The 22,093-nt window shown below is 64.8% G+C and carries 20 protein-coding genes and 1 pseudogene; 7 read left to right on the top strand and 14 right to left on the bottom strand.

Features of this window, described 5'->3' with window-relative positions:
• Nucleotides 1-67: 67 nt before the first annotated feature.
• A complete protein-coding gene (locus SJY11_RS06610; RefSeq protein WP_376985807.1) occupies nucleotides 68-1,372 on the bottom strand; it encodes an ABC transporter substrate-binding protein in 1,305 nt (434 codons plus the stop codon).
• 152 nt (nucleotides 1,373-1,524) lie between these two features.
• On the opposite strand from SJY11_RS06610, the gene SJY11_RS06605 reads away from it, so the two are divergent.
• The 3 genes from SJY11_RS06605 to cuyA all read left to right on the top strand — a co-directional run bounded on the left by SJY11_RS06605 (nucleotide 1,525) and on the right by cuyA (nucleotide 4,440).
• Nucleotides 1,525-2,288, top strand: a protein-coding gene (locus tag SJY11_RS06605) for an IS5 family transposase (RefSeq protein ID WP_376989265.1) whose coding sequence is annotated in 2 segments (ribosomal slippage) — nucleotides 1,525-1,834 and nucleotides 1,834-2,288 — 765 coding nt in all. Because the reading frame shifts where the segments join, the coding sequence is not laid out codon by codon here.
• Nucleotides 2,289-2,395: 107 nt separating this feature from the next.
• Nucleotides 2,396-3,328: a LysR substrate-binding domain-containing protein gene (locus SJY11_RS06600; protein ID WP_376985806.1), complete on the top strand. Its 933-nt coding sequence runs from the start codon at nucleotides 2,396-2,398 to the stop codon at nucleotides 3,326-3,328.
• Nucleotides 3,329-3,408: 80 nt separating this feature from the next.
• Nucleotides 3,409-4,440 (top strand): D-cysteate sulfo-lyase, encoded by a 1,032-nt coding sequence (cuyA, locus tag SJY11_RS06595; RefSeq protein ID WP_376985805.1) that lies wholly within the window; start codon nucleotides 3,409-3,411, stop codon nucleotides 4,438-4,440.
• Between the two features lie 124 nt (nucleotides 4,441-4,564).
• On the opposite strand, the gene SJY11_RS06590 is transcribed toward cuyA, so the two are convergent.
• The 8 genes from SJY11_RS06590 to SJY11_RS06555 are packed head-to-tail and all read right to left on the bottom strand — an operon-like array spanning nucleotide 4,565 to nucleotide 12,823.
• A complete protein-coding gene (locus SJY11_RS06590; protein WP_376985803.1) occupies nucleotides 4,565-6,115 on the bottom strand; it encodes an AMP-binding protein in 1,551 nt (516 codons plus the stop codon).
• Nucleotides 6,105-7,136, bottom strand: a complete 1,032-nt coding sequence (locus tag SJY11_RS06585; RefSeq protein ID WP_376985801.1) for a zinc-dependent alcohol dehydrogenase family protein — start codon at nucleotides 7,134-7,136, stop codon at nucleotides 6,105-6,107. Before SJY11_RS06585 ends, SJY11_RS06590 begins: the two co-directional genes overlap by 11 nt.
• 20 nt (nucleotides 7,137-7,156) lie before the next feature.
• Nucleotides 7,157-8,296, bottom strand: coding sequence for an acyl-CoA dehydrogenase family protein (locus SJY11_RS06580; RefSeq protein WP_376985799.1), 1,140 nt, complete (start codon nucleotides 8,294-8,296; stop codon nucleotides 7,157-7,159).
• The gene (locus SJY11_RS06575) at nucleotides 8,286-9,233 is read right to left on the bottom strand and encodes a branched-chain amino acid ABC transporter permease (RefSeq protein WP_376985798.1); all 948 of its coding nucleotides are present in this window, start codon (nucleotides 9,231-9,233) and stop codon (nucleotides 8,286-8,288) included. Before SJY11_RS06575 ends, SJY11_RS06580 begins: the two co-directional genes overlap by 11 nt.
• Nucleotides 9,230-10,093, bottom strand: a complete 864-nt coding sequence (locus SJY11_RS06570; RefSeq protein ID WP_376985796.1) for a branched-chain amino acid ABC transporter permease — start codon at nucleotides 10,091-10,093, stop codon at nucleotides 9,230-9,232. The genes SJY11_RS06575 and SJY11_RS06570 overlap by 4 nt, the downstream gene beginning before the upstream one ends.
• 16 nt (nucleotides 10,094-10,109) lie before the next feature.
• Nucleotides 10,110-11,327 carry an ABC transporter substrate-binding protein gene (locus SJY11_RS06565; RefSeq protein ID WP_376985795.1) on the bottom strand — a complete coding sequence of 406 codons (1,218 nt, stop codon included), beginning with the start codon at nucleotides 11,325-11,327 and terminating at the stop codon, nucleotides 10,110-10,112.
• 30 nt (nucleotides 11,328-11,357) lie between these two features.
• Complete coding sequence (locus SJY11_RS06560; RefSeq protein ID WP_376985794.1) at nucleotides 11,358-12,059, bottom strand: ABC transporter ATP-binding protein; 702 nt, start codon at nucleotides 12,057-12,059, stop codon at nucleotides 11,358-11,360.
• A complete protein-coding gene (locus SJY11_RS06555) occupies nucleotides 12,059-12,823 on the bottom strand; it encodes an ABC transporter ATP-binding protein (RefSeq protein ID WP_376985792.1) in 765 nt (254 codons plus the stop codon). Before SJY11_RS06555 ends, SJY11_RS06560 begins: the two co-directional genes overlap by 1 nt.
• Nucleotides 12,824-12,960: 137 nt before the next feature.
• Between SJY11_RS06555 and SJY11_RS06550 the strand changes: the two genes are divergently transcribed.
• The 3 genes from SJY11_RS06550 to SJY11_RS06540 all read left to right on the top strand — a co-directional run bounded on the left by SJY11_RS06550 (nucleotide 12,961) and on the right by SJY11_RS06540 (nucleotide 15,425).
• On the top strand, nucleotides 12,961-13,869 hold the full coding sequence (locus tag SJY11_RS06550) for a LysR substrate-binding domain-containing protein (protein WP_376985790.1): 909 nt from the start codon (nucleotides 12,961-12,963) through the stop codon (nucleotides 13,867-13,869).
• A gap of 216 nt (nucleotides 13,870-14,085) precedes the next feature.
• A protein-coding gene (locus SJY11_RS06545) for an IS630 family transposase (RefSeq protein ID WP_376984777.1) occupies nucleotides 14,086-15,152 on the top strand; the annotation gives its coding sequence in 2 pieces (ribosomal slippage) (nucleotides 14,086-14,572 and nucleotides 14,572-15,152; 1,068 coding nt in all).
• 114 nt (nucleotides 15,153-15,266) lie between these two features.
• Nucleotides 15,267-15,425 (top strand): hypothetical protein, encoded by a 159-nt coding sequence (locus SJY11_RS06540; protein ID WP_376985788.1) that lies wholly within the window; start codon nucleotides 15,267-15,269, stop codon nucleotides 15,423-15,425.
• Between the two features lie 408 nt (nucleotides 15,426-15,833).
• Here the strand turns inward: SJY11_RS06540 and SJY11_RS06535 are convergent, their stop codons facing one another.
• From SJY11_RS06535 to SJY11_RS06520, 4 genes and pseudogenes are all read right to left on the bottom strand, one after another.
• Complete coding sequence (locus SJY11_RS06535; protein WP_376984328.1) at nucleotides 15,834-17,045, bottom strand: IS91 family transposase; 1,212 nt, start codon at nucleotides 17,043-17,045, stop codon at nucleotides 15,834-15,836.
• A 16-nt stretch (nucleotides 17,046-17,061) separates the two neighbouring features.
• Nucleotides 17,062-17,925 (bottom strand): tyrosine-type recombinase/integrase, encoded by an 864-nt coding sequence (locus SJY11_RS06530; RefSeq protein ID WP_376984330.1) that lies wholly within the window; start codon nucleotides 17,923-17,925, stop codon nucleotides 17,062-17,064.
• 290 nt (nucleotides 17,926-18,215) lie between these two features.
• Nucleotides 18,216-18,721, bottom strand: a pseudogene (locus tag SJY11_RS06525) (transposase); the annotation flags it as partial.
• A gap of 627 nt (nucleotides 18,722-19,348) precedes the next feature.
• Nucleotides 19,349-19,984: a hypothetical protein gene (locus SJY11_RS06520; protein WP_376985786.1), complete on the bottom strand. Its 636-nt coding sequence runs from the start codon at nucleotides 19,982-19,984 to the stop codon at nucleotides 19,349-19,351.
• A gap of 234 nt (nucleotides 19,985-20,218) precedes the next feature.
• Here SJY11_RS06520 and SJY11_RS06515 point away from each other — a divergent pair, with 234 nt between their 5' ends.
• Nucleotides 20,219-20,953 carry a proteasome-type protease gene (locus tag SJY11_RS06515; RefSeq protein ID WP_376985785.1) on the top strand — a complete coding sequence of 245 codons (735 nt, stop codon included), beginning with the start codon at nucleotides 20,219-20,221 and terminating at the stop codon, nucleotides 20,951-20,953.
• 24 nt (nucleotides 20,954-20,977) lie between these two features.
• Here SJY11_RS06515 and SJY11_RS06510 read toward each other — a convergent pair whose 3' ends face one another.
• On the bottom strand, nucleotides 20,978-22,009 hold the full coding sequence (locus SJY11_RS06510) for a LacI family DNA-binding transcriptional regulator (protein WP_376985784.1): 1,032 nt from the start codon (nucleotides 22,007-22,009) through the stop codon (nucleotides 20,978-20,980).
• Nucleotides 22,010-22,093 lie beyond the last annotated feature (84 nt).

Raw genomic sequence — 22,093 nt, 5'->3', positions numbered from 1 at the left:
CATGATTGAACGTCGACGAGCATGGATACAGCAGCCGGCTACGTCCTGTGCTGACCATTCGAAATCGCTAGAGCCCAATCCGGTTCTGCGATTGCGCAAACTGAACCGCCCAGAACCGGACGTTCATGACGTCAGCTAGGGGCCACGTCGCGACATCCTCGTAGCGCAGGCTCGCCTTGATGCCGATCCTGGCCAGCGCCTGCTGGGTGTACTCGCCGAACCGCCGCCATTCCTCGCCATAAGGCGTGATATCGTGGGTGATCTCGAAGCGGATGCCGTCTGCCTTGCGCGGGAAGCCGGCTTCATCGAGCAGCCGGTTGGCGCGGTCGACCCCATCGGGCACATTGTAATTCGTCACATCGGCGCTGTAGAGGCCCGACGGCGCAAAATTCGAGCTGATCGGGCCATTGGTCGGCTTGCCGAAGCCAAACCAGATGTTGTCGATCACGAATTTGCGGTCGATCGCATAGGAGATCGCCTGCCGAACCTTGACGTTGTCGAAGGGAGGCTTGCGCGTGTTGAACATCAGTTCGACGACCGGCGAGAGCATTTCATAGCCCTTGGTCTCGATCTGGATGTTGGAGAGCTTCTCGAGCTTCTTGACGTCGTTGTAGGGCACCGCGCCGAAGCCTGCGACATGGGCCTCGCCCTTCTCCAGCGCGGCGGCCCGCGTGCCGGTGTCGCCGATGAACCGCACGACGATGCGATCGAGATAAGGCCGACCCGGCTTCCAGTAATCGGCATTGCGATCGAGACGGACGAACTCGCCCCTGCGCCATTCGGTGAACTTGAACGGGCCGGTGCCGACCGGCGCGTTGGCGTTCTGGTGACTGCGGATGTCGCCCTGACCGAAGACGTGCTTCGGAAGCATCGGCGATTCATAGCCCGAGAGCGCCGCCATCATGTAGGGCGCCGGCCGGTTCAAGCGAAACACCACCGTCTGGGCGTCGGGCGTCTCGACCGCCGTGACCTCGGAGAATGTGTTGATGCCGCGCGGGTGGACCTTCTTCAGCACCTCCATGACGGTGAACTGGACATCGGCGCTGGTGAAGGGCTGGCCGTCATGGAACTTGACGCCCGACCTCAGCCGGAAGGTCACGGTCTTGCCGTCATCGGAGATTGTCCATGACTCGGCCAGACTGGGCAGAGGTTTCAGGTCGAAATCATATTCGAGCAGCCCGTCATAGATCTTGGCGGCAACCTGTCCGACCGGATTGGCGGTGGAGATGTAGGAGCCGAGCGAGGGCGGCTCCGGCTGGGTGATCTGAACGAGCGTGCCGCCGCGCTTCTGCGCGAATGCAGGCCCGGTCGCGAGGCCTGCGGCGGCCGATCCCAATCCAGCTGCAAGAGCGAGACATCTGACAAGGCGCATCGCAAACCTCCCAGTGAAAACGTCCCGCGCAAACAACGGGACAGATATCCTGAGATCGAAAACTAGGTCGTGTGGACAAACGGGATTCCAAAATCAGCTGATGTCTGATTCAACGCTGCTCTTTGAGGAGGGCAGCGGTGCTTCGCGGGTTGATGAGCGACGCGGAATGGGCGTTCTTCGCGCCTTTCCTGATTGAGAACCGGACGCAGGGCGGGCGGCGGCCGCTGGACCATCGGCGGGTGCTCGACGGCGTATTATATGTGACGCGCACGGGTGTGCCATGGCGTGACTTGCCGCCCGAGTTCGGCAACTGGAACTCGGTCCACCGGCAGTATCGACGCTGGACCGAGGCTGGCGTCTGGGACGTGATGCTGGCGGCGCTATCCGACAGCGAAGCCTCTGACAACACGCTGCAAATGATCGATTCCACCATTGTCCGGGTGCATCAGCACGGCGCCGGCGGAAGGGGGGGATTCAGAGAAACTGTATTGGCCGTTCGCGCGGTGGGCTCACGACCAAGGTTCATACCAGAGCGAATGCGGAAGGGTTGGCGGTCGGCTTCCACGTGACGCCCGGCCAGGCCTCCGACATGACGGCCTACGACGATCTCATGGCGGAGGACGCGCCACTGCCAGAGGCGATGCTCGGCGACAAGGGCTATGACAGCGACGCTATCAGATCCGATCTCGAACGACGCGGCATCGACCCGGTGATCCCGACCAAGTCGAACCGAAGGGTGCAGCGGACGATCGACAAGGCGGCCTACGCCATGCGCAATCGCATCGAGCGCTTCTTCAACAAGATCAAGCACTCACGCCGCGTGGCGACCCGCTACGACAAGCTCGCGTCCAGCTTCCTCGGGTTCGTGCAACTCGCAACAATCCGATGCTGGATCAGGTTTGTCCACACGACCTAGCGAGCCGCGCAGGATCCCTGCCATTGCTCATTTTCGATACGTTATGCATCCTCTGCATTATCGCTCAGTGTTCGCCGGCCGCCCTGGCCCATGGATCGTGAGGGCTCATGGAAATCAGCTGGCTTGAGGACTTCATCAGCCTCGCCTCCACGGGCAATTTCTCGCGCTCAGCGGATGAACGCAATATCAGCCAATCCGCCTTCAGCCGGCGCATTCGTGCGCTCGAACACTGGCTGGGCGGCGATCTGATCGATCGATCGCGCTTCCCGACGACCCTGACGCCGGCGGGCCACGCCTTCTATCAGTCCGCCCTCGATGTGGTTCGCGTCCTGCACCGCGAGCGGGCGGAATTCCGTGGCCTGGTCAAACGCGATGCGCGCACCATCCGGATCTGCGCGACACATACCCTCGCGATCCATTTCGCACCGGCCTGGATCGCGGCGCTGCGGCAGACCGACAGAACCGGCGAACTCAACGTGAAGATGATCACCGCCGATCTGCATGATTGCGGGCAAGCCTTGATGGAAGGCGCCTGCGATCTCGTTCTTGCCTATAATACGAGCGCTATTCCATCGATGTTCGGCATGTCCCGCTTCGAGGTGGCGGTCATCGGAGCAGATGTCGTCACCCCGGTATCGGCGCCCGGAGAGGGTGGATCGCCGCGCCATGCGATCACAGCCTCGTCGGGTGACCCCTTTCCGCTGCTGGCCTATGCCGCCAACTCCTATCTCGGCCACCTCGTCGGTTCGGGTCTCGACGCGTGGGACCTGACCCGCAGGGCCCGTCCCGCCTATGAGAGTTCACTGGTCGAAGCCTTGAAGGGCATGGCGCTTGCCGGAGAAGGGATCGCCTGGCTTCCGAGTTCGGCGATCCAGACCGAGTTGAAGGCCGGCCGGCTGGTCTCCTGCGCCCCGGAAGCGGGTTATGATCTGCATGTCGAGATCAGGGCATACCGACGCGCCGAGCGTGAACGCTCGATCGTCGAACATGTCTGGCGCGCCCTGGTGGAGATGCCCAAAGATCATGCAAATTCCGCATAGCCATTGTGCAATTTGAATTTCTATGCGGCCGATGCGCGGCCTAGCGTTGGTCCCAGTTCCTTCCAACAGGGCGGTTCGCCATGCTCCTCGACCGTTTTCCTCGCGTCAGCCTGTCTCATGCGCCGACACCGCTCGAACCTCTCAACCGGCTGCGCAGCGCCGTCGGCGGACCGCGCCTCTGGATCAAGCGCGACGATTGCACGGGGCTGGCGCAGGGCGGCAACAAGGCGCGCAAGCTCGAGTTCCTGGTGGCCGATGCGCTCGCGCAGGGTTGCGACACCCTGGTCACGCCCGGAGCCGTCCAGTCGAACCATGTGCGCATGACGGCCGCTGCAGCGGCGCGCTTTGGTCTCAAGGCGCATGCCGTTCTCGAACGCCGCGTGCCCGATACCGATGCCGACTATGAAGAGAACGGCAACATCCTGCTGGATGACCTGTTCGGCTGCACACGGAGCTATGTGCCCGGCGGCAGCGATGTCGCCGCCGCCTGCGCCGCTGTCGCCGACGACCTCAGGGCGAGCGGCGCAAAGCCCTACGTGATCTCCGGTGGGGGGTCCAGTCCCGTCGGCGCGCTCGGCTATGTGGGCTGCGCGGTCGAACTGCTCGACCAGTCGAGTCAGCTTGGGATCACGGTCACGCGCGTCGTTCACGGCACCGGGAGTTCCGGCACGCAGGCCGGGCTCGTCGCCGGGTTCGCGGCCCTGAGAAGCCCCGTCGAGGTCTTCGGCGTGTCTGTTCGCCACCCCCGCGAGAAGCAGGAGGGGATGGTCTTTGATCTCGCCTGCCGCACGGCCGATCACCTCGGGCATGGCGGGACGGTGCAGCGGGAGCGGGTCTTCGCAGATGATGGCTATGTCGGGCCGGGCTATGGCCAGCCGACCCGCGGCATGGTCGATGCGGTGACCCTGGTGGCGCGGACGGAAGGGATCCTGCTTGATCCGGTCTACAGCGGCAAGGCGATGGCGGGGATGATCGATCACATCCGCCGGGGCACGTTCGGCGAGAACGAGGATGTCGTCTTCCTCCATACCGGGGGCTCGACATCCCTGTTTGGCTACAAGCACCTGTTCCTCGGCGCGCCTGATCAGGATGTTGCCCGTCTGCGCCCTTGAGACCGGCCTCGCCATCTCGGCCAAGGCTCACTCATGGCGCGATCGTTGACCTGTGCGTCGACCTAGAAAACCCCGAGCTGGCCTGGCCGTAGCGCGTGAGGCCCACGGCCAGCTTTGCCGCGCTCTATGAGGCCTTCGTATAAAACTGGTCCCGAATGCGCCGCTTCAGCAGCTTTCCGGTCGGCGATCGTGGAAATTCGACGCAGAAATCGACCGTTCTTGGACATTTGATCGAAGACAGACGCGTACGGCAGAAGGCGATCAATTCGGCCGAGAGCGCCTCGTTGGGTTGCCGGCCTTCGACAAGCTGGACGACGGCCTTCACCTCCTCGCCGAACTCTTCGTTGGGGACGCCGATCACGGCAGCATCCAGCACCGCATCATGCTGCAGCAGGAGATGCTCGACTTCCTGCGGGTAGATGTTCACGCCACCAGATATGATGACGAACGACTTCCTGTCGGTCAGATAGAGATAGCCGTCGTCATCAAGGCGTCCGATATCGCCCAGCGACGTCCACCCTTGGGCATTGCGGCTGGACAGGGTCTTCGCAGGATCGTTGTGATACTCGAACTGGTGTCCGTTCTCGAAAAAGACCTCGCCTTCCAGGCCGGCCGGCAGTTCGGCACCGGTCTCGTCGCAGATATGGATGATCCCGAGCTTGGCCTGCCCCACCGACCCGACGTGACGCAGCCATTCCTCGGTGTTGATGGCGGTGAAGCCGTTGTTCTCGGTTCCGGCATAGTATTCGTGGACGATCGGCCCCCACCAGTCGATGATCTTGTGCTTGACGTCGATTGGACAGGGAGCGGCCGCATGGACGGCCATTTTCATCGACGTCATCGCGTAGCGACCCCGGGTCGCGTCCGGCAGCTTCAGAAGCCGAACGAACATGGTCGGCACCCATTGGCTGTGGGTGATGCGCTCCTGCTCGATCAAGGTGAGCGCGTTCTCGGCGTCGAATTTCGGCATCACGACGGCTGTCCCGCCCGCCTTGATCGTGACCATGGTGTGCCGCAGCGGCGCCGCGTGATAGAGCGGCGCCGGACAGAGATAGCGCGTTTGCCCATCATATCCGAACAGGTCCGTCAGCAGGTCCGTCAGCATCGACGGGCTGCCGACCGGAGCCTCGGGCAGCAGCCATTTCACCCCCTTCGGCCGGCCTGTCGTTCCTGACGAGTAGAGCATGTCGAGGCCCTGCGACTCGTCGGCGATGGGTCCGACCGGGGCGAGAGCCGCCTGCGAACCAAAGCTCTCGAAGGCCCCGTCACATTGGCCAACGACCAGGACCGGACATGCGAGCAAAGCGGTCGTCGAGAGGGGGGCGATCCTGTCGAGCATCGCGTCCGAAATGATCGCGAGCGAAGCGCCGCAATCGCGAATGATGTATTGGATCTCGTCGTCCGTGAGATGCGTGCTGGCCGTCGTGTAATAGAGCCCGCTGCGATCGGCGGCGAAGCAGATCTCCAGAAACTCGCGCCTGTTCTCCATCAGGATCACGATGTGGTCGCCGCGCTTCAGCCCTCTTTGGCGGAAGACGTGTGCAGCCTGATTGGCGCGCGCCTCCAGCTCCGCGAATGTCACGGCTTCGCGGCCCGTGCTGATCCGGAATGCGACAGCATCCGGCTTCTCGACCGCGTGGCGCCGTGGATGGAAAGGCGGCAGTTCACTCGACATGATCGTTGAACCTGATGACCGTTTTGCCAAGGGCCTCTGCCTTGCCCAGTCCAGCCAGTGCCGACTTCAGATCGGCGAAGCCGAAACGCGCGCCGATGACCGGCCGGATCCGATGATGGGCCATCGCCGCAAGCATCGCTTCGAACCCGTCTCGATGCCCGACGGTGACACCTTGCAGCCTGATCTGCCGGGTCACGATGGCACCGAGCGGCAGTGTCGGCCCAAGCCCCGAGAGGACTCCGATCAGGGCAATCGTCCCGCCGACCCGGATGCTCTTCACCGACTGCGCGAGCGTGGCCTCGCCGCCGAGTTCGATGATCGTGTCGAAGCCGCCGCGCTCCGGCGCAATTTCGCGCGCCGCGCGCGACCAGTCGGGCGTGGTCGTGTAGTTGATCGTTTCGTCTGCGCCGAGACCGCGAACCCGCTCCAGCTTTTCGTCGCTGGATGAAATCACGGTGACATGGGCGCCATGGAGCTTGGCGAAGGCGAGCGCGAAGAGGGCGACGCCGCCGGTGCCCTGGATCAGAACCCGGTCGCCCGGTTTGGTCCTGGTATGGATCGCAATCGCGCTCCATGCCGTCAGCGCCGCGCAGGGCAGCGTGGCGGCTTCCTCATGCGTCAGATAGTCGGGCACGCGAACCGCACCCTGTTCGGACAGGCAGACCAGATCGGCTATGACCCCGTCGAGCGGGCCGCCCAGAGCGGAGGCGAAGCGATCCGGCGTCGGCTCGCCCGCGATCCAGTTCTGGAAATAGGTCGGACACACGCGATCGCCCGGTTTCATCCGGGTGACGCGGCTTCCGACTTCGACGACGGTGCCGACGCCATCGGACACCGGAATTAGCGGCAACTCGCCGGTGGCGCGGCCATAGCCCCGGTTCGGGACGATCAGGTCGCGTGCATTCAGCGCGGCGGCGTGCATGCGGATCAGGATCTGATCGTCACGCGGAACGGGCTCCGGGCGTTCGGACAGCCTCAGGTTTTCGAGACCCCAATTGCCTTCGATCTGGAACACGCGCATCGATTTGGTCCTTCCCGCGCTCACAGCGATATTGGCGTGGGGTCCCAACGACCCAGGCGATCGAGCAGCATTGCGGTGCTGCCATCGGTCAGTGCCGCCAGTTGGGCGGCACCCAAGTGTCGGGTGAACGGATAAGATCCCCGCAGCCCTTCAGCCCCCATGGCGTGCAGTAGGCGGGGCAGGACGGTCTGGGCGAGGTCGACGGCATTGACCTTCGCCGCGGCCGCCAGATGGCGCACGTCCCGCCCCTGTTCGCTCGCCAGAAGTGCAGCTTCCACCAGGCTCCAGGACGCGGCCAGAACCGTGGCAATTTGCGCGATGCCCTCGCGCCAGGCCGGATGCTGCGTCAGCTTCTGGCCGAAGGTCTGTCGCGTCTCGCCATAGGCTTGCGCGACGCGCAGGGCGGACGACACCATGGCGCAGCACATCGCCGCCACGTAGATGCGGGCGCCATTGATCTCGGAGAGAATGGCTTTGAACGCGGTACCGGCAGGCAGGACCATCCGCTCGCTCGGCACGAAGCAACCCGTCAGCCGAAAGCCGCCGGTGCCGATGCTCGCCTGAGAAATCTCGGTCTCGATCGGGAAGCGGTGGCAGGACGTATCCGTCAGATCGACAAGGAACGCGCCGATTCCGGCACTCTGCCCCGGCTCGCCGCACTGCGCGTAGACGATGGCGAGAGCGGCATGGCGACCATTGACGATCCAGGTCTTCTCCCCGTCGAGAAGCCAGCCATCGCCCACGGGCCGCGCCGTGCAGGACAGGGCCGCGACATCCGAACCGGCCCCCTCCTCGGTCAAGGCCGTGCAGGCCATCGCGGTCCCGGACAGCAGGTCGGGCAAGTACCTGCGCGCGACGGTTTCAGGCATGGTCGTCGCGATCCGCTTGGCGACGTTGTGGGTGTTGACCAGCGACATCGCGAAGCCGAAGTCGGCAGCGGCAACGATCGCGCAAGCCTCGACCTTCGCCCGGAAACTCAGCCCCAGCCCGCCGAGCTGCGTCGGTACCTCGATGCCGGTGAGACCGATCTCCGCCGCGCGGGCGACCACCTCCGGCTCGATCGCCTGTCCCTTGGCCCAAAGAGGCGCGCGCACCGTGACGGTGTCGCGGGCAAAGTCGCGAACCCGCGCGAGGAACGGGGCCGCGTCTTCACCGGTCATGGCGGACACCCGGTCGATGGAGCTTGGCGAGCAGAGTCTTCGCCACCCCGACGATGCCGATCGGCATGAAGATCGTCGCCAGGACGAGGATCAACCCGTAGAGGATCAGTCGGAAGCTGTCGGCGAAACGCAGCAGTTCGGGGAGAAAAACGACGAGGAAAGCGCCAATGACCGGTCCTGCAATCGTCCCCGACCCGCCCAAGATGACGGCCAGGATCGCATCGAGCGATTGGGCGACGCCGAAAATCTCCGGATTGATGAACCCTTGGAAGTGCGCATAGAGCGCGCCCGCCAGCCCCGCATACATGGCAGAGACGACGAAGGCGAAGAGCTTGTATTTCCAGGCGACAACGCCGATCGCGCCGACAAGGTCCTCGTTCTGGCGGATGGCCCGCAGGATCTCGCCCACGCGCGATCTGGCGATCAGCGCCGCGAGCAGCGTCATCGCGGCCGCGAGGATCAGGGCGAGATAGAAATACGCGTCGCGCCCCCCATCCCAAGGCTTGGGAATGTTCGATATGCCCGCTTCGCCACGTGTGAGCTCGCGGAAATTGACCAGTACGATCACGATGATCAGGTTGAAGGCCATCGTGACGATGGCAAAGTAGTGGCCCTTCACACGCAGGCTCGGATAGCCCGCCAGCAAGGCGAACAGGGCCGTGATCAGCGGCGCTGCGGTGATCGTCGCCCAGACCGGCCAGCCGTAATGAATGCCGATCAGGGTCGAGCCATAGGCGCCGATGCCCATGAAGCCGGCCTGCACGATCGAGACATAGCCGGTGAAGCCCTGGATCAGATTCTGGCCCTGCGCCACGATCACCCAGATCAAGGCCAGGATGCTGAGGTGAAGGTAGTACTTCACGGTCAGGACCTGGGGCAGAGTCGCTAGCGCAGCGAAGGCCAGCAGCCAGACGAGATTGACGAGCCGGGGCTTCATGGCGCGCGACCCAGCAGGCCCTGCGGGCGCACTAGCAGAACGATGATCATGACGGCGAAGGCGATCACATCCTTGTAGGCGGATGAGATGAACCCGGCGGCAATCGACTCCGTGATGCCCAGGACCGTTCCGCCGAGGATCGCTCCGGGGAATGAGCCCAGGCCGCCGAGGATCAGGACGGCGAAGCCCTTCACGACCAGACCCTCGCCGATGCCCGGCGCGATGGCGAAGAGCGCACCCACCATGATCCCGGCCGCCACGCCGAGCGCGGTCGAAATCCCGAAGACGATCAACGGTATCGTGGTCACGTTGACGCCCATCAGGATGGCGGCATCGCGATTTTCTGCGACGGCGCGGATCGCCTGTCCCGTCTTCGTCTTTTCGACGAAGATCATCATCGCCACGACAAGCAGGATTGCCGACAGGATTACGTAGAGCCGCAGTTCGGGAACGGTGACCCCGTGGATGTCGAAGACGCGGCTCAAGGTCGTGGGGATCACGATCTGCTCGTGGCCGAAGAACTGGAGGTTGATCCCCTCGACCATCATCGTGAGCCCGAGGGCCACGATGAAGGCGTTGATGTGATTGGCATGGCGGACCGGTCGATAGGCCAGCATCTCGACCAGCACGCCCAGCAGGACGCCCGCGACCAGGGCGATCGGGATTGCCGCGATCAGCGGCAATCCCTGCCCCGTCATCAGAAAGTAGGTGAGATAGCCGCCGAACATCGAGATCGAGCCATGGGCGAAATGCGCGATGCCGAGGATGCCAAACACGGTCGTCAGGCCTAACGCGATCAGCACATACACGCCGCCGATCGCGAGCCCGTTGATCGTCTGCTGGAGGATTTCGATCAGCATCGCTCGGCCCGCGCCTTTACTTCAGCGTGCTGAGGAACAGCGAGTAGGCTTTTGCGTCCGAGGGCAGCTCCTCGACGAAGACCCACTTGCCCTTCTGCCACTGGAACGCGCCGTTCGAGGTGTAGGCCTGCCCGTTCTCGTCGAACATCTTCCCGTCCACCGGCTGGTACTGCATGACCACCTGCGGCGGAACAGGCAGGGCGCGCAACGCCTTGGCCACGGCCTCCGTGTTGTCAGCCGTTCCGGCTGCCTCGATCGCCGCCTTCAGCGCATAGAGCTGGTCATAGGCGTAGGGCGAGCTCGGCGAGGGCGAGGCCTTGAACATCTTGGTGTAGTTCTCGTGGTAGGCGATCCCGTTCTTGCTGGCCGAGAGCAGGGTCAGCTCGGTTGGCCGCAGATCCCAGACGCCTTCCATCTGTTCGGATGTGGTGACGCGCAGGAACTGCTCCTCGCTGCCGCTGGTGAAGCCGTAGCGTGGGACGTTGATGCCGAGCTCGACCGACTGGCGGTAGACGAAGGCCGCGGGCTCGACATACCCGACGACCAGAATAGCATCCGGATTCAGACCTCGAATCTTGGTCAATTGCGGTGTCATGTCGCGATCGCGCAGCGAGAACACCTCGCGTGCGATGATCTCGCCACCAGCCTTCTTGAGCTCCTTCTCGGCGGCGTCGACATACTGAGAGTAGAAGCCGACTTCGAGGGCGCCGACGACGGCGACCCGCTTGTGCCCCTTGCGCGCGATGAAGGTCCCTGCGGCCTGGCCGGTGTAATCGGCCGGCGGTCGGGTGCGAACGAGGTTTGGGATCTTCTGCGTCGTGATCGAGCGCTCCGCAGCATTGCCGACGAGCATCACGGCCTTTTCCTTCGCGATGAAGGAGGCCACCGCGCTGGTCGAGCCCGAGCAGCAGAAGCCCAGAACATATTTCACCCCGTCGCGATCGATCAGCTTGCGGACGGCATTGGTCGCTTCGGTCGGATTGGCCTTGTCGTCATAGGCGATGACGTCGATCTTGTAGGCGTCGGCGCCGACCTTGATCCCGCCGGCGGCATTGATCTCATCGGCCGCCATCTTCACGGCATTGGCCTGCGGCAGGCCGTAGACGGCGCCTCCGCCGGTCAGGGCGTCGGCCACGCCGACGCTGAGCTTCTTCTCGGCGGCAGAACCGGGGCTTGCCGCAACGGCAAAGGTTATCGCCAGCGCAAATGCGCCGGCTATCGATCGATTAGACATGGCTTCCTCCGCTTGATTTTGTTTTTTTAACTAGTGACCGAGATACGCACGCACGACGTCAGGGTGGCTTTTCAACTCCTTTGCGGGTCCGTCCATTACGATCCGGCCGGCTTCGAAGAGATAGGCGCGATCAGCGAGGTTGAGCGCCATCATCGAGTTCTGCTCGACCAGCAGGATCGTCATTCCCATCGCCTTGATCTTCGCCAGGGTTTCGAACACGTTCGCGACGATCTTCGGCGCAAGCCCAAGCGACGGTTCGTCGAAGAGGCAGATGCGCGGGCGCGCCATCAGCGCGCGCGCAATCGCGAGCATCTCCTGTTCGCCGCCCGACAATTTTCCGGCGGCCTGCGTCTGGCGCTCCCGAAGGATCGGGAACATCTCCATCATCCGGTCGAGATCGGCATCCTGCTCGTTGTCGGTCCGCGTATAGGCCCCCATCCGCAGGTTCTGCAGAACGCTCATCTGCGGAAAGACCTGGCGGCCCTCGGGGCACATCGTGATGCCCGAGCGGACGATCGCGTGCCCGCTCTGATTGGTGATGTCGCGCCCCTCGAACTGGATGGAGCCGGCCCGCACCGGCACGAGGCCGCAGATTGCCTTCAGCGTCGAAGACTTGCCCGCGCCATTGGCTCCAATCAGAGCAACGCATTCGCCGGCCGCGACATCGAGGCTGACGCCATGGATCACCTCGATCGCGCCATAGCTGACCCGAAGATCGCGAATGCCCAGCATCAGGCGGCCTCGCCGAGATAGGCATCGATCACCGCCGGATTGGCCCTGATCTCGGCCGGCGTGCCCTGTGCGATCTTCGAGCCGAAGTTCAGGACCACGATCCGATCGCACAGCGCCATGATCAGGGCCATGTGATGCTCGATGATCACGACGGCGACGCCACTGCTGCGAATGCCGCGGACGAGTTCCGCCAACTCCTGGCGCTCATGCTCGACGAGGCCTGCGGCCGGCTCGTCGACGAGCAGAACCCTCGGACGCGCCGCCAGGGCGGTAGCGATCATCAGGAACCGCTGCTGCGCCGACGAGATGCCGCCGACAGGGCGATCGGCAATGGACGCTAGCGAGCAGAGCCGCAGCAGATGGTCGACATGCGCGGCGGTCTCGTCATCGTCAACCGACCTGCCGAAAGGCAGGATCGAGGCAAAGGGATTGACCGTCCGGATCGCATGACAGCCGATCGTGACATGCTGGCGAACCGTGAACTCGGGGAAGACACGCGCGGTCTGAAACGTGCGCGCGAGCCCCTTGGTGACCCGCTCGGGCTCAGGCAGCCCTTCAATCGATTGTCCGGCCAGGATGATCGATCCCGATGTCGGCGTCAGCAGGCCGGCGAGGACATTGACCGTGGTCGACTTGCCCGAACCATTGGGGCCGATGAGACCGACGATCTCGCCGGCAGCCACATCGAATGACAGGTCACGAACCGCGCGGACGCCGCCAAAATTCTTGGACAATGCATCGACGCGCAGGATCGTCTCGGCCATGTGGAAGTTCCCGCAGATCGAGGACACCGGCCGAGAGCGTATGCGCCAGCCGCTGGCAGGGGTATCGCAAAGATTCGCGCTAGATATTCAATTTTTCGATGCTAGGGTCTACTCACAGAAGTCGTCCTAGGCTGCCAATGGTCCGGATCCGCAACCTCAATTCGATCCATGTTTTCGACAGCGTCGCACGCTTCGGAAGCGTGACGAAGGCGGCGCAGCACTGTGGCAGCACGCAGAGTTCGGTCAGCTACCACATCAAGAAGCTGGAGACGGACCTCGGCGTCGCGCTCTTCCGGCGGAACGCGCACGGCCTCGAGCTGACCGAAGATGGGGCCCTTCTGGCGAGCCATGTCGATGCCGGATTGCAGCAGATCGGCGCGGGTATCGCGCTGGTCGCGCGCAGAAGGCCGGAGGTCCGGGTCGCGCTCGTTCCGATGTTTGCAAGCCGATTTATATCCGCACGTATCGGCGATCTGCGTCAGTCATTGCCTGATGTCGACGTGACGCTACTCAATCACAACAATACGTTTGTGAACTTCTCGGATCCGCACGCTTTCGCGGATTTCGGCATCCAGTGGGGAACTGGCGGCTGGCCGAAATTCGAGGCGGAAAAGCTCTGGGACGAGCGACTCGTCGCGGTCTGCAGTCCCGGCTACCAGGCGATGCTTAGCCTGTCCGAACCCCAGGACGTTCAACGCTGTACATTGCTGCATGTCGACGACAAGAGGATGTGGGCGGAGTGGATGAAGGATTGCGGCACGGTCCTGCGGCCCGATCAGCCGAGCATGATGCTCGAGGACCGTCACTTCCAGCTGAGTTCGACGATCAATGGCCTCGGCATCTCGCTTTTTGCAGAATGGCTCGTCCAGGGCGAACTGGAAGCCGGTAGCCTGGTGAACCCCTTCGGCAAGTCCTACTCGACGCAGTTCAGCTACCACCTCGTATCGCCCAATGGGCCGCCCCTGTCGGCAGGAGCGAGACGGGTGCGGGAGTGGTTCCTCGGTTTGGCGGCTGAAAAACGGCGCCTGATCGAGCCGACAGAATAGGGCTGGTTGCGACAATCGAGCCCATTCGGCCGCCCAAGGCATAGTCAATGCGGACCCACGACCCTGATGACCAGCACTTTAATTGTCTTCAGCGGCTACGCTCATGGCGTGACCGACTCGGCGCGACCTTATACCAACGGCCATCGCGGCTGACTCACGGGGGTCTTTTCGGCGGCTCGTTTCGCTGATTCCATGTGCGCGAGGAGGATTCGCGCCATGGCTGCTGCGGTGAAGCTTCGAACGGACTACTCGGCCCTCGACCTGCGTCGGCTTGCGGCGGGGTCGAGGCACGCCAACCAGAGCCGCCGGCTTCTGTCGCTGGCGGCGGTTCTCGACGGTATGGATCGGGAGCAGGCCGCGCGGATCGGCGGCATGGATCGCCAGACGCTGCGCGACTGGGTTCACCGGTTCAACGAAGGCGGCCCCGACGGGCTGAAGGACATTCGTTCCAAGGGACATCCGCCCAGGCTCTCGACCGATCAGCTCGCCGCCTTGGCGGCCATCGTCGAGACGGGCCCCGACCGGGCCGTCAATGGCGTGGTGCGCTGGCGGCGCATCGACCTGCAGAAGGTCGTTCGTGAGCGCTTCGGCGTTGATTATCACGAGCGCACGATCGGGAAGCTTCTGAAGCAGATCGGCTTTTCCCACATCAGCGCGCGCCCGCACCACCCGGCGCAGGACGCGCGCGTGATCGAGGCGTTCAAAAAAACTTCGCGGTGACGCTGGGGGCCCATCTCGCCCATGTGCCGAAGCGCAAGCCGATCGAACTCTGGTTCCAGGACGAAGCCCGCATCGGCCAGAAGAACGGCTTGGTCCGGCAATGGGCCAGGCGCGGAACCAGGCCGCGCCAGCCCGCCGACCAGCGCTACGAGAGCGCCTATCTGTTCGGGGCGATCTGCCCGGCCCGCGGCGTCGGCGCGGCGCTCGCCATGCCCTTCGCCGATACCCACGCCATGCAGGCCCATCTCGACGAGATCGCCAGGACGGTCGCGAAGGGCGCCCATGCCGTCCTACTGCTCGATCGCGCCGGATGGCACACCACGGCCAAGCTCGTCGTGCCGAAAAACATCTCGCTGATCTTCCTGCCCTCGCGCTCGCCCGAACTGAACCCGGTCGAGAACATCTGGCAGTATCTGCGCGCGAACTGGCTCTCAAACCGCGTCTTCGACACCTACGACGACATCATCGACGCCGCCTGCGACGCGTGGAACCGCCTCGTCGATCAGCCCAGGACCATCACATCCATCGGGAGGCGTGAATGGGCGCATATCGGTCAGGAATGAGGGCCGTTGGTATTATCGTCGCTGCATCAGCGTTGAGCGACTGCGCGTCGGCATGCCCACTGCACATCGGGCCCACTGGCAAGTATGCTCTATGCGCGTCTCCGCGAGCAGAACATGGCGATGATCGTGGTGGAGCAGCATGCCAAACTGGCCCTGGAGATCGCCGACGCCGCCGTTGTGCCGGAGCGAGGTCGTATCCGCACCAGCGGCGCACGGGCCGACCTGCTCACGCGCTGGCATGAGATCGAGGATATGCTGGCCGTCACGCATTAGCCCGATGACCTGCTGCCGGTTTCGTGGACACCGGTACCCGCGCAGCAAGGTCTGGTTTCCGGCAACGAGCCAATGTCCGGAAGTGTGAAGGGTTTCGGATGCCGGCCCATGCGAGCGGGTTCGGACTGGGCTGAGGGCCGGCGTCCGAAAGCCTCCAAGGGAGGAAGCCGCGGCCCGGGGCCGTGGGCTATGGGGATTTCGCCGCGCGGTATGGTCTGCGAGATCGTGCGAGGCGCGAGGCGACGGTGCGATGCTCCGACCGAGCGGCCCCGAAGCTGAGGTTTAGCTGCACATTTGGTGGATCCGAGACCGCGGCCATCTCCGTTTCCGCGATTGGGCCGAACGGGATTGCCCGCTCTCTGGCCGAGATCGGCAGTGCTTCCTGAAGATGCCGCCATGGGGCCATCGTCATGATGTGTCGATCCTGACGGCGAGGATGGTTCGCGGCGCTGTGCCCGGCGCGAAGCGCTCGACGAGGATCATGCGGCCGCCGCAGCATGGGCATGGCGGGTGGGGTTCAGAGGCCTGCTCGGGTTGCGCTGCGGCGACCGGGACGTCGTCTCTGGCGATGTCGTCCGGCGTCGTCGCCGCGATGATCTGCCTGATGCGGACGATGGTGTCGGCACGGCGGCTCGAGGCGAGCAGGCCGTAATGGCGGATGCGGTGGAAGCCGTCGGGCAGGACATGGAGCAGGAAGCGGCGGATGAACTCGTGGGCCGTCAGCGTCATGGTCTTGCGCCGGCCCTTGCCGGTGGAGCGGGCGCGATAGTCCTTCCAGCGGAACGTGACCCTGTGCCGATCCACGGCAATGATGCGGCTGTTGGCGATGGCGACACGGTGGGTGTAGCGGGCGAGATAAGCCAGCACGGCCTCAGGGCCACCGAAGGGGCGCTTGGCATAGACGACCCAGTCGGCGCGCCGCAGCGGCGCCAGCATGGAGGCGAAGGCATCGGCCTCAGTCAGATCGGCGAGATTGCCTTGGAAAGCGAGCCGCCCGGCCGCGTGCAGGGCCGCGAGCCCTTCGAGGAAGAGCCGTCTGAACAACCGCGAGAGCACGCGCACGGGCAGGAAGAAGCCGGATCGGCATGAGATCCAGCGAGCGCCGTCCGGCGACAGGCCGCCGCCGGGCGCGATGATGTGGAGATGGGGATGGTGCGTCATCGCCGATCCCCATGTGTGCAGTACGCTGGTGAAGCCGATGCGGGCGCCGAGATGCCGGGGATCGCTCGCGATGGTGGCGAGCGTCTCGGCTGCAGCCCTGAACAGCAGGCCGTAGACCTCGGCCTTGTTCTGGTAGGCGACCGCTGCGATCGACGCCGGCAGTGTGAAGACGAGATGATAGTAGGGCACGGGCAGGAGATCGGCCTGGCGATCCGCGAGCCAGTCCTTTGCCGCTGCGCCCTGGCAGCGCGGGCAGTGCCGGTTGCGGCAGGAGTTGTAGGCGATGGCCGCGTGATCGCAGTCGCCGCAGGCCATGACATGGCCGCCGAGCGCAGCCGTGCGGCAGGCCCGGATGGCACCCATCACCTTGAGCTGACCGCGGCTGAGCCGATGGCGCGCGAGATAGGCCTCGCCATGCCGGTTCAGGATATCCGCAACCTCCAGCGAAGGCCGCGCCATGATCGGCGCGGGACCGCTATGGCGGTGGCGGCGGCGCCAGCAGCGCGAGCGGGCTCGTCACTTCGCGCAGCGTCTTCAGCGCGACGCGGGTGTAGACGGCGGTGGTGTCGAGCTTCCTGTGCCCGAGCAGGACCTGGATGACGCGGATATCGGTCTTCCGCTCCAGCAGATGGGTGGCGAAGCTGTGCCTGAGCGTGTGCATTGACACCCGCTTGTCGAGCTTGGCTGCCTCGGCTGCAGCATGGCAGGCCCGGTTGAGCTGGCGCGTCGTGATCGGCTGGCCCGGCTGCTGGCCGGGGAAGAGCCAGCCGCGCGGCCGCTTCACCCGCCACCACTGCCGCAGCAGATCGAGCAGGTCGGGCGCGAGCATGACATAGCGGTCCTTGCGGCCCTTGCCCTGCTCGACCCGGATCAGCATGCGGGCGCTGTCGATGTCGGTGACCTTGAGGTTGGCGATCTCCGAGACGCGCAGGCCGCAGCCATAGGCGATGCTCAGCGCGGCGCGGTCCTTCAGGCTCCGCGCATGCGCCAACAGCAGCGCCACCTCCTGCGTGTCCAGAACCACCGGCAGGCGATCGGGCGTCGGGATCCGCGCCATGCGGTCACCAAAGCCGGTCCGGCCCAGCGTGACGTGGAAGAAGAAGCGCAGGGCCGTGCAGGCCAGGTTCATCCGGGCATAGCTGGCGCCGAGCGAAGCCATGTGAAGCTGATAGCGCCGTAGATCCTCGGGCTCGGCCCGGTCCGGCGGCAACCCAAGGAAGGCCGTGAACTCACGCACCTGCCGGACATAGTCGCGCTGCGTGTGCTCGCCGAACCGGCGGATGGTCATGTCCTCGATCATCCGCTGGCGCAGCGGGCTGACGGTGACGGCATCGATCATGGAAACCTCCAGGGATCAGGGGAAACGACCCCAAATCCTCGGATGCAGCGCCTCACAGGCGAAATCTCAGCGATGACCGCGCCGCAGCACCCTGCCGCGAGAGCGGCTTAGTCCACTGGTGGACAGCGCGTGCTCGTTCTAGGAGCGATGATTAGCGCGTCAGGATTTGCGCTGGCTACCTTCGGTCCCAGCCCGCAGCTGACTTTGGCCGGCTTCGGGCTCGTTGGGTTGGGCGCATCGAACATCGTCCCTGTGCTCTTTACCGCTGCGGGCTCCCAAACACTCATGCCCGCCAAGACATCGCGCCAGACCCGACGAGCGCCATAGGTTCGGTCGCTGGCCTTGAAGCTCGCATGGACCTTGGCGCCAACCACCTCGTCGTCCACGGAGCGCGGGCTCGGCGAGCGCGTCAGCCAGGCATGGAACCCGGAGCGGGAGACATCCAGCGCGTCGCAAAGCCATGCCACCGGCCAGATCGAACGGTGCCTCGCGATGAAAGCAAATCTCATATCGCTTCCCTCGCGAAGTAGGCTGCGGCCTTTTTTAGGATGTCGCGCTCCGCCTTGAGCTTGGTCACCTCACGCCGCAGCCGCTCGATCTCGAGCTGCTCGGGCTTCAACTGACCAGGTCCGGGGAAGGCCTGCGCCGGATCGGCGGCAAATTCCTTCACCCATTTGCGCAGCACGTTCTCGTGGACCTCCAAGTCCCGAGCCGCCTGCGCGACGCTCACACCGCGATCCTTGATCAGGCGAACCGCCTCGATCTTGAACTCACGCCCAAATCGTCTTCGCTGCATCTGCCACCTCCGGCTTCATGAAACACCCAATCTCGGTGTCCACGAAACCGGCAGCAGGCCATTTTCTTTGACAGTCCCACCATCAGCCCGCCGGATCCGGGCCTCAGTCATCAACGCGACAAGATCGTGATAGCGGAGACCGCCATCGATGAGTGCTTCAAACGTCGTGCGGTGCCTGGCGACAAGGGAATTGATCGACCGCGGCTGACCGAGCAAGCCGCTCGCATCTACCTCGACGCGCTCCCAGGCAACACGAAGCTCTGGCGGGAGCCGGCTCGCGAGACTGGCGAATGGGGGCGCGGTCACGAAGCCGCTCCTGCGCGAACCGGGTAAGCGGTTTGAGGGCCGGTCATTGCCTCAGGAGCGTTTGCACGCAGTTTGAACGCAGCCGCTTCAAACCCCCTGAAACCACCATTTTCAGCTGCAACGACGCGACTACTAAGTGTCTGATTGTATTCGGTTGCAGCGGTGAGCCACGCCGTTGACATCGTAGGGGTCACAGGTTCGATCCCTGTCGCGCCCACCATATTCGAAACCCTGCGAGCCTCCGGCTTCGCAGGGTTTTCATTGTTGGGCCTCGCGCGCGGCGCAGGCCTTCTCCGTCGGCGGCCGCGCGCCGCGCCGGTTTCAGTCCCGGCCGGCCCCGGCTTCGAGCCGCTCGAACAGCCACACCGCCACCGCGCCGTAGATGACGTGGCCGACGAAGCTCATATAGGAGAGCTCACCCCCCTCCCCGAGCAGGTAGAAGGACAGCCCGCCGACCGGGGCCATCAGGCCGAGCGCGTTGAACCAGGTGAAATTGCCCCAGGTGATCGCATCCGCGATCAGCGGGCTGCGGTTGATCAGCCGGGTTGCGATCAGCCCGACCGCTGCCGTCCAGAAGATGAAGTGGATCGGGGCGAAGGTGCCGGCCGCGATCAGCCCGGCGATGCCCGCGCTGAACGTCACGAGGACGATGGCGTCGAGCACGACCGGCCAGCGCGGCACGAAGCGCGAGATCACGAAATAGGCGACCGGATAGCCGATGATGCCGACGCCATAGTGCAGCGCCTCGCGGATCAGATAGGGCACCGACAGGCCGAGCCTGTGCTGGGCGATCGCGTCGATCAGCCCGGCCGGCTCGAGCGGATAGCCCAGCACGGCCTTGGTCAGGACACGGGCCCAGACCTCCCAGATCAGCAGGCCCGCCAAGCCGCCGGCGAAGAGGTGAAGGGCCGTCCGCCCCTGGAGGGTTGCAGGTTTCGCTTCGGCTGCCATGGTCATCGTCGGTCTCCACCCATCGGGTCTGCGGGAACATGCGCTGACACAGACTTCGCTCGCCGGGCCCGCTTGGTTACCGACGGGCATCAGCCTCATGGCGCCGGGTGGATGGGCAGCGCGTCGCGATCGGGGAGATCCCCCGGCGCAGCAGATTCGCCTGCTCGCGAGCGGGTTCGGCGTCACATCGATCGCGGCGGCATGCCATAGTCGCCGCTCATCGCGGGGGGAGAAGCGATCATGACCTACTGCCTCGGCATCTGGCTGCCGACGGGCCTCGTGCTGGCATCCGATTCCCGCACCAGCGCGGGCGTCGACCAGATCTCAACCGTCAAGAAGCTCGCGCTGTTCGAGAAGCCGGGCGACCGCGTCCTCGCCATCCTGTCGGCCGGCAATCTCGCCACGACCCAGGCGGTGATCAGCATGATCCGACAAAGCGCGGGACGGGGTGGGACGGCGGGGCCCGAGGGCGACATTCTCGCCGCCCGCAGCCTGTTCGACGTCGCGCAGACCGTCGGCGCCGTGCTGCGTGAGGTGATGCGGCTCAACCGCAGCTATGTCGAGCCCTATGGCGATCCCAGCGCGAGCTTCCTCGTCGGGGGCCAGATCACCGGGGACGGCCACCGCCTGTTCCAGGTCTATTCGGCCGGGAATTTCGTCGAAGCCTCGAGCCGAAACCCGTTCCTGCAACTGGGCGAGACCAAATACGGCAAGCCGATCCTCAACCGCGCCCTGACCATGCGCAGCGGGCTCGACGAGGCGGCCAAGCTCGCCCTGCTCTCCTTCGATGCCACCATCCGCAGCAACCTCTCGGTCGCTCCGCCGATCGACCTGCTGCGCTACGAGGCCGGCAGCCTGATGGCCGGGCAGCTCGCCAAGTTCACCGCCCAGCATCCCTACTGGGCGGATCTGCGCGAACGCTACAGCACAGGCTTGAGCCGGCTGGTGGAAAGTCTGCCCGAACCGCGCTTCTGACGCCCGCCCTCGCCGTCGGGGCGGTCAGGCCGGCTCCAGCACCCGGTGCGGCGCCGCCGTGGAGCCGCGCTGGAGCAGGCTGGGCTTCAGCATGACGCGGCAGGGGCGCTCGCTCTTCCCGTCCGAGGCGGCCTTGCGGAACAGGAAATCCGTCGAGGCCATCGCGAGCTCCCGCACGGGCAGGGCGATGGTGGTCAGGCCGTTGCCGCACCAGCGCAGCGTCGGGCTGTCGCTGAAGCCGACGAAGGACAGGTCGGACGGGATCTCGACGCCGGCGGCCCGCGCGCAATCATAGGCGCCGATGCTCATCCGGGCGCCGGCCGTGACGACCGCGGTCGGCCGCTGCGGCTCGGCCAGGATCGCCTGCATCGCCGCGAAGCCGAATTCGGTGTCGCAGCTGCCGGCCTTGACCAGCCGCTCGTCGATGGCGATGCCGGCGTCCTGCAGGGTCCGGCGGAAGCCCTCTAGACGGTCGCGTCCGGTCGAGATCGCGACCGTCGAGCCGATATAGGCGATGCGCCGGTGGCCGAGATCGATCAGATGCTCGGCCGCCAGGCGCATGGCCTCGCCATCCTCGATGCCGAACCAGTCCGACTCTACTTTGGCGCAGTTGCGCACGAACTGGACATGCGGCGTCGCCCGCATCAGGCGCAGCGTCTCCTGCGCCGGCGTGACGCTGGGAATGATGATGAAGCCCAGCGCCCTGGCTGAGCGCAGATTGCGCAGATGCTCGAGTTCGAGCTTGGGGTCGTCGTCGGTGACAGCGAGCACGAGCTGGTGGCCCCGCTCCTGGCAGCAATCGGCGATGGCCTTCGCCGCCGTCGAATAGAAGTCGTTGCGGATGTCGGGGACGATCAGCCCGACGATCGAACTCGTGCCGCTGCGCATCGCCCGGGCCGCGAGGTCGACGACGTAACCGAGCCGCTCGGCCGCCGAAACCACACGCGCCCGCGTCTCGCGGCTGATCCGCGGCGAATCCGCCAGCGACCGGGCGACCGTCGAGACCGACAGCTCCAGCTCGGCCGCAATGTCCTTCATGGTGGGCGGGCGCTTCATCGGCCATGCCTCGTCGGAGCGCATCGGAGAATGCGCAACCGATTGCGCAATCTGTTGCATAGAAGATCGCAACAGGCCTGCAAA

It is taken from the genome of Allobosea sp. R86505 (assembly GCF_042466375.1).
Classification (GTDB): domain Bacteria; phylum Pseudomonadota; class Alphaproteobacteria; order Rhizobiales; family Beijerinckiaceae; genus Allobosea.
Note: the sequence above shows the minus strand (reverse complement) of the source record. Positions and strands in the feature narration are given on the sequence as shown.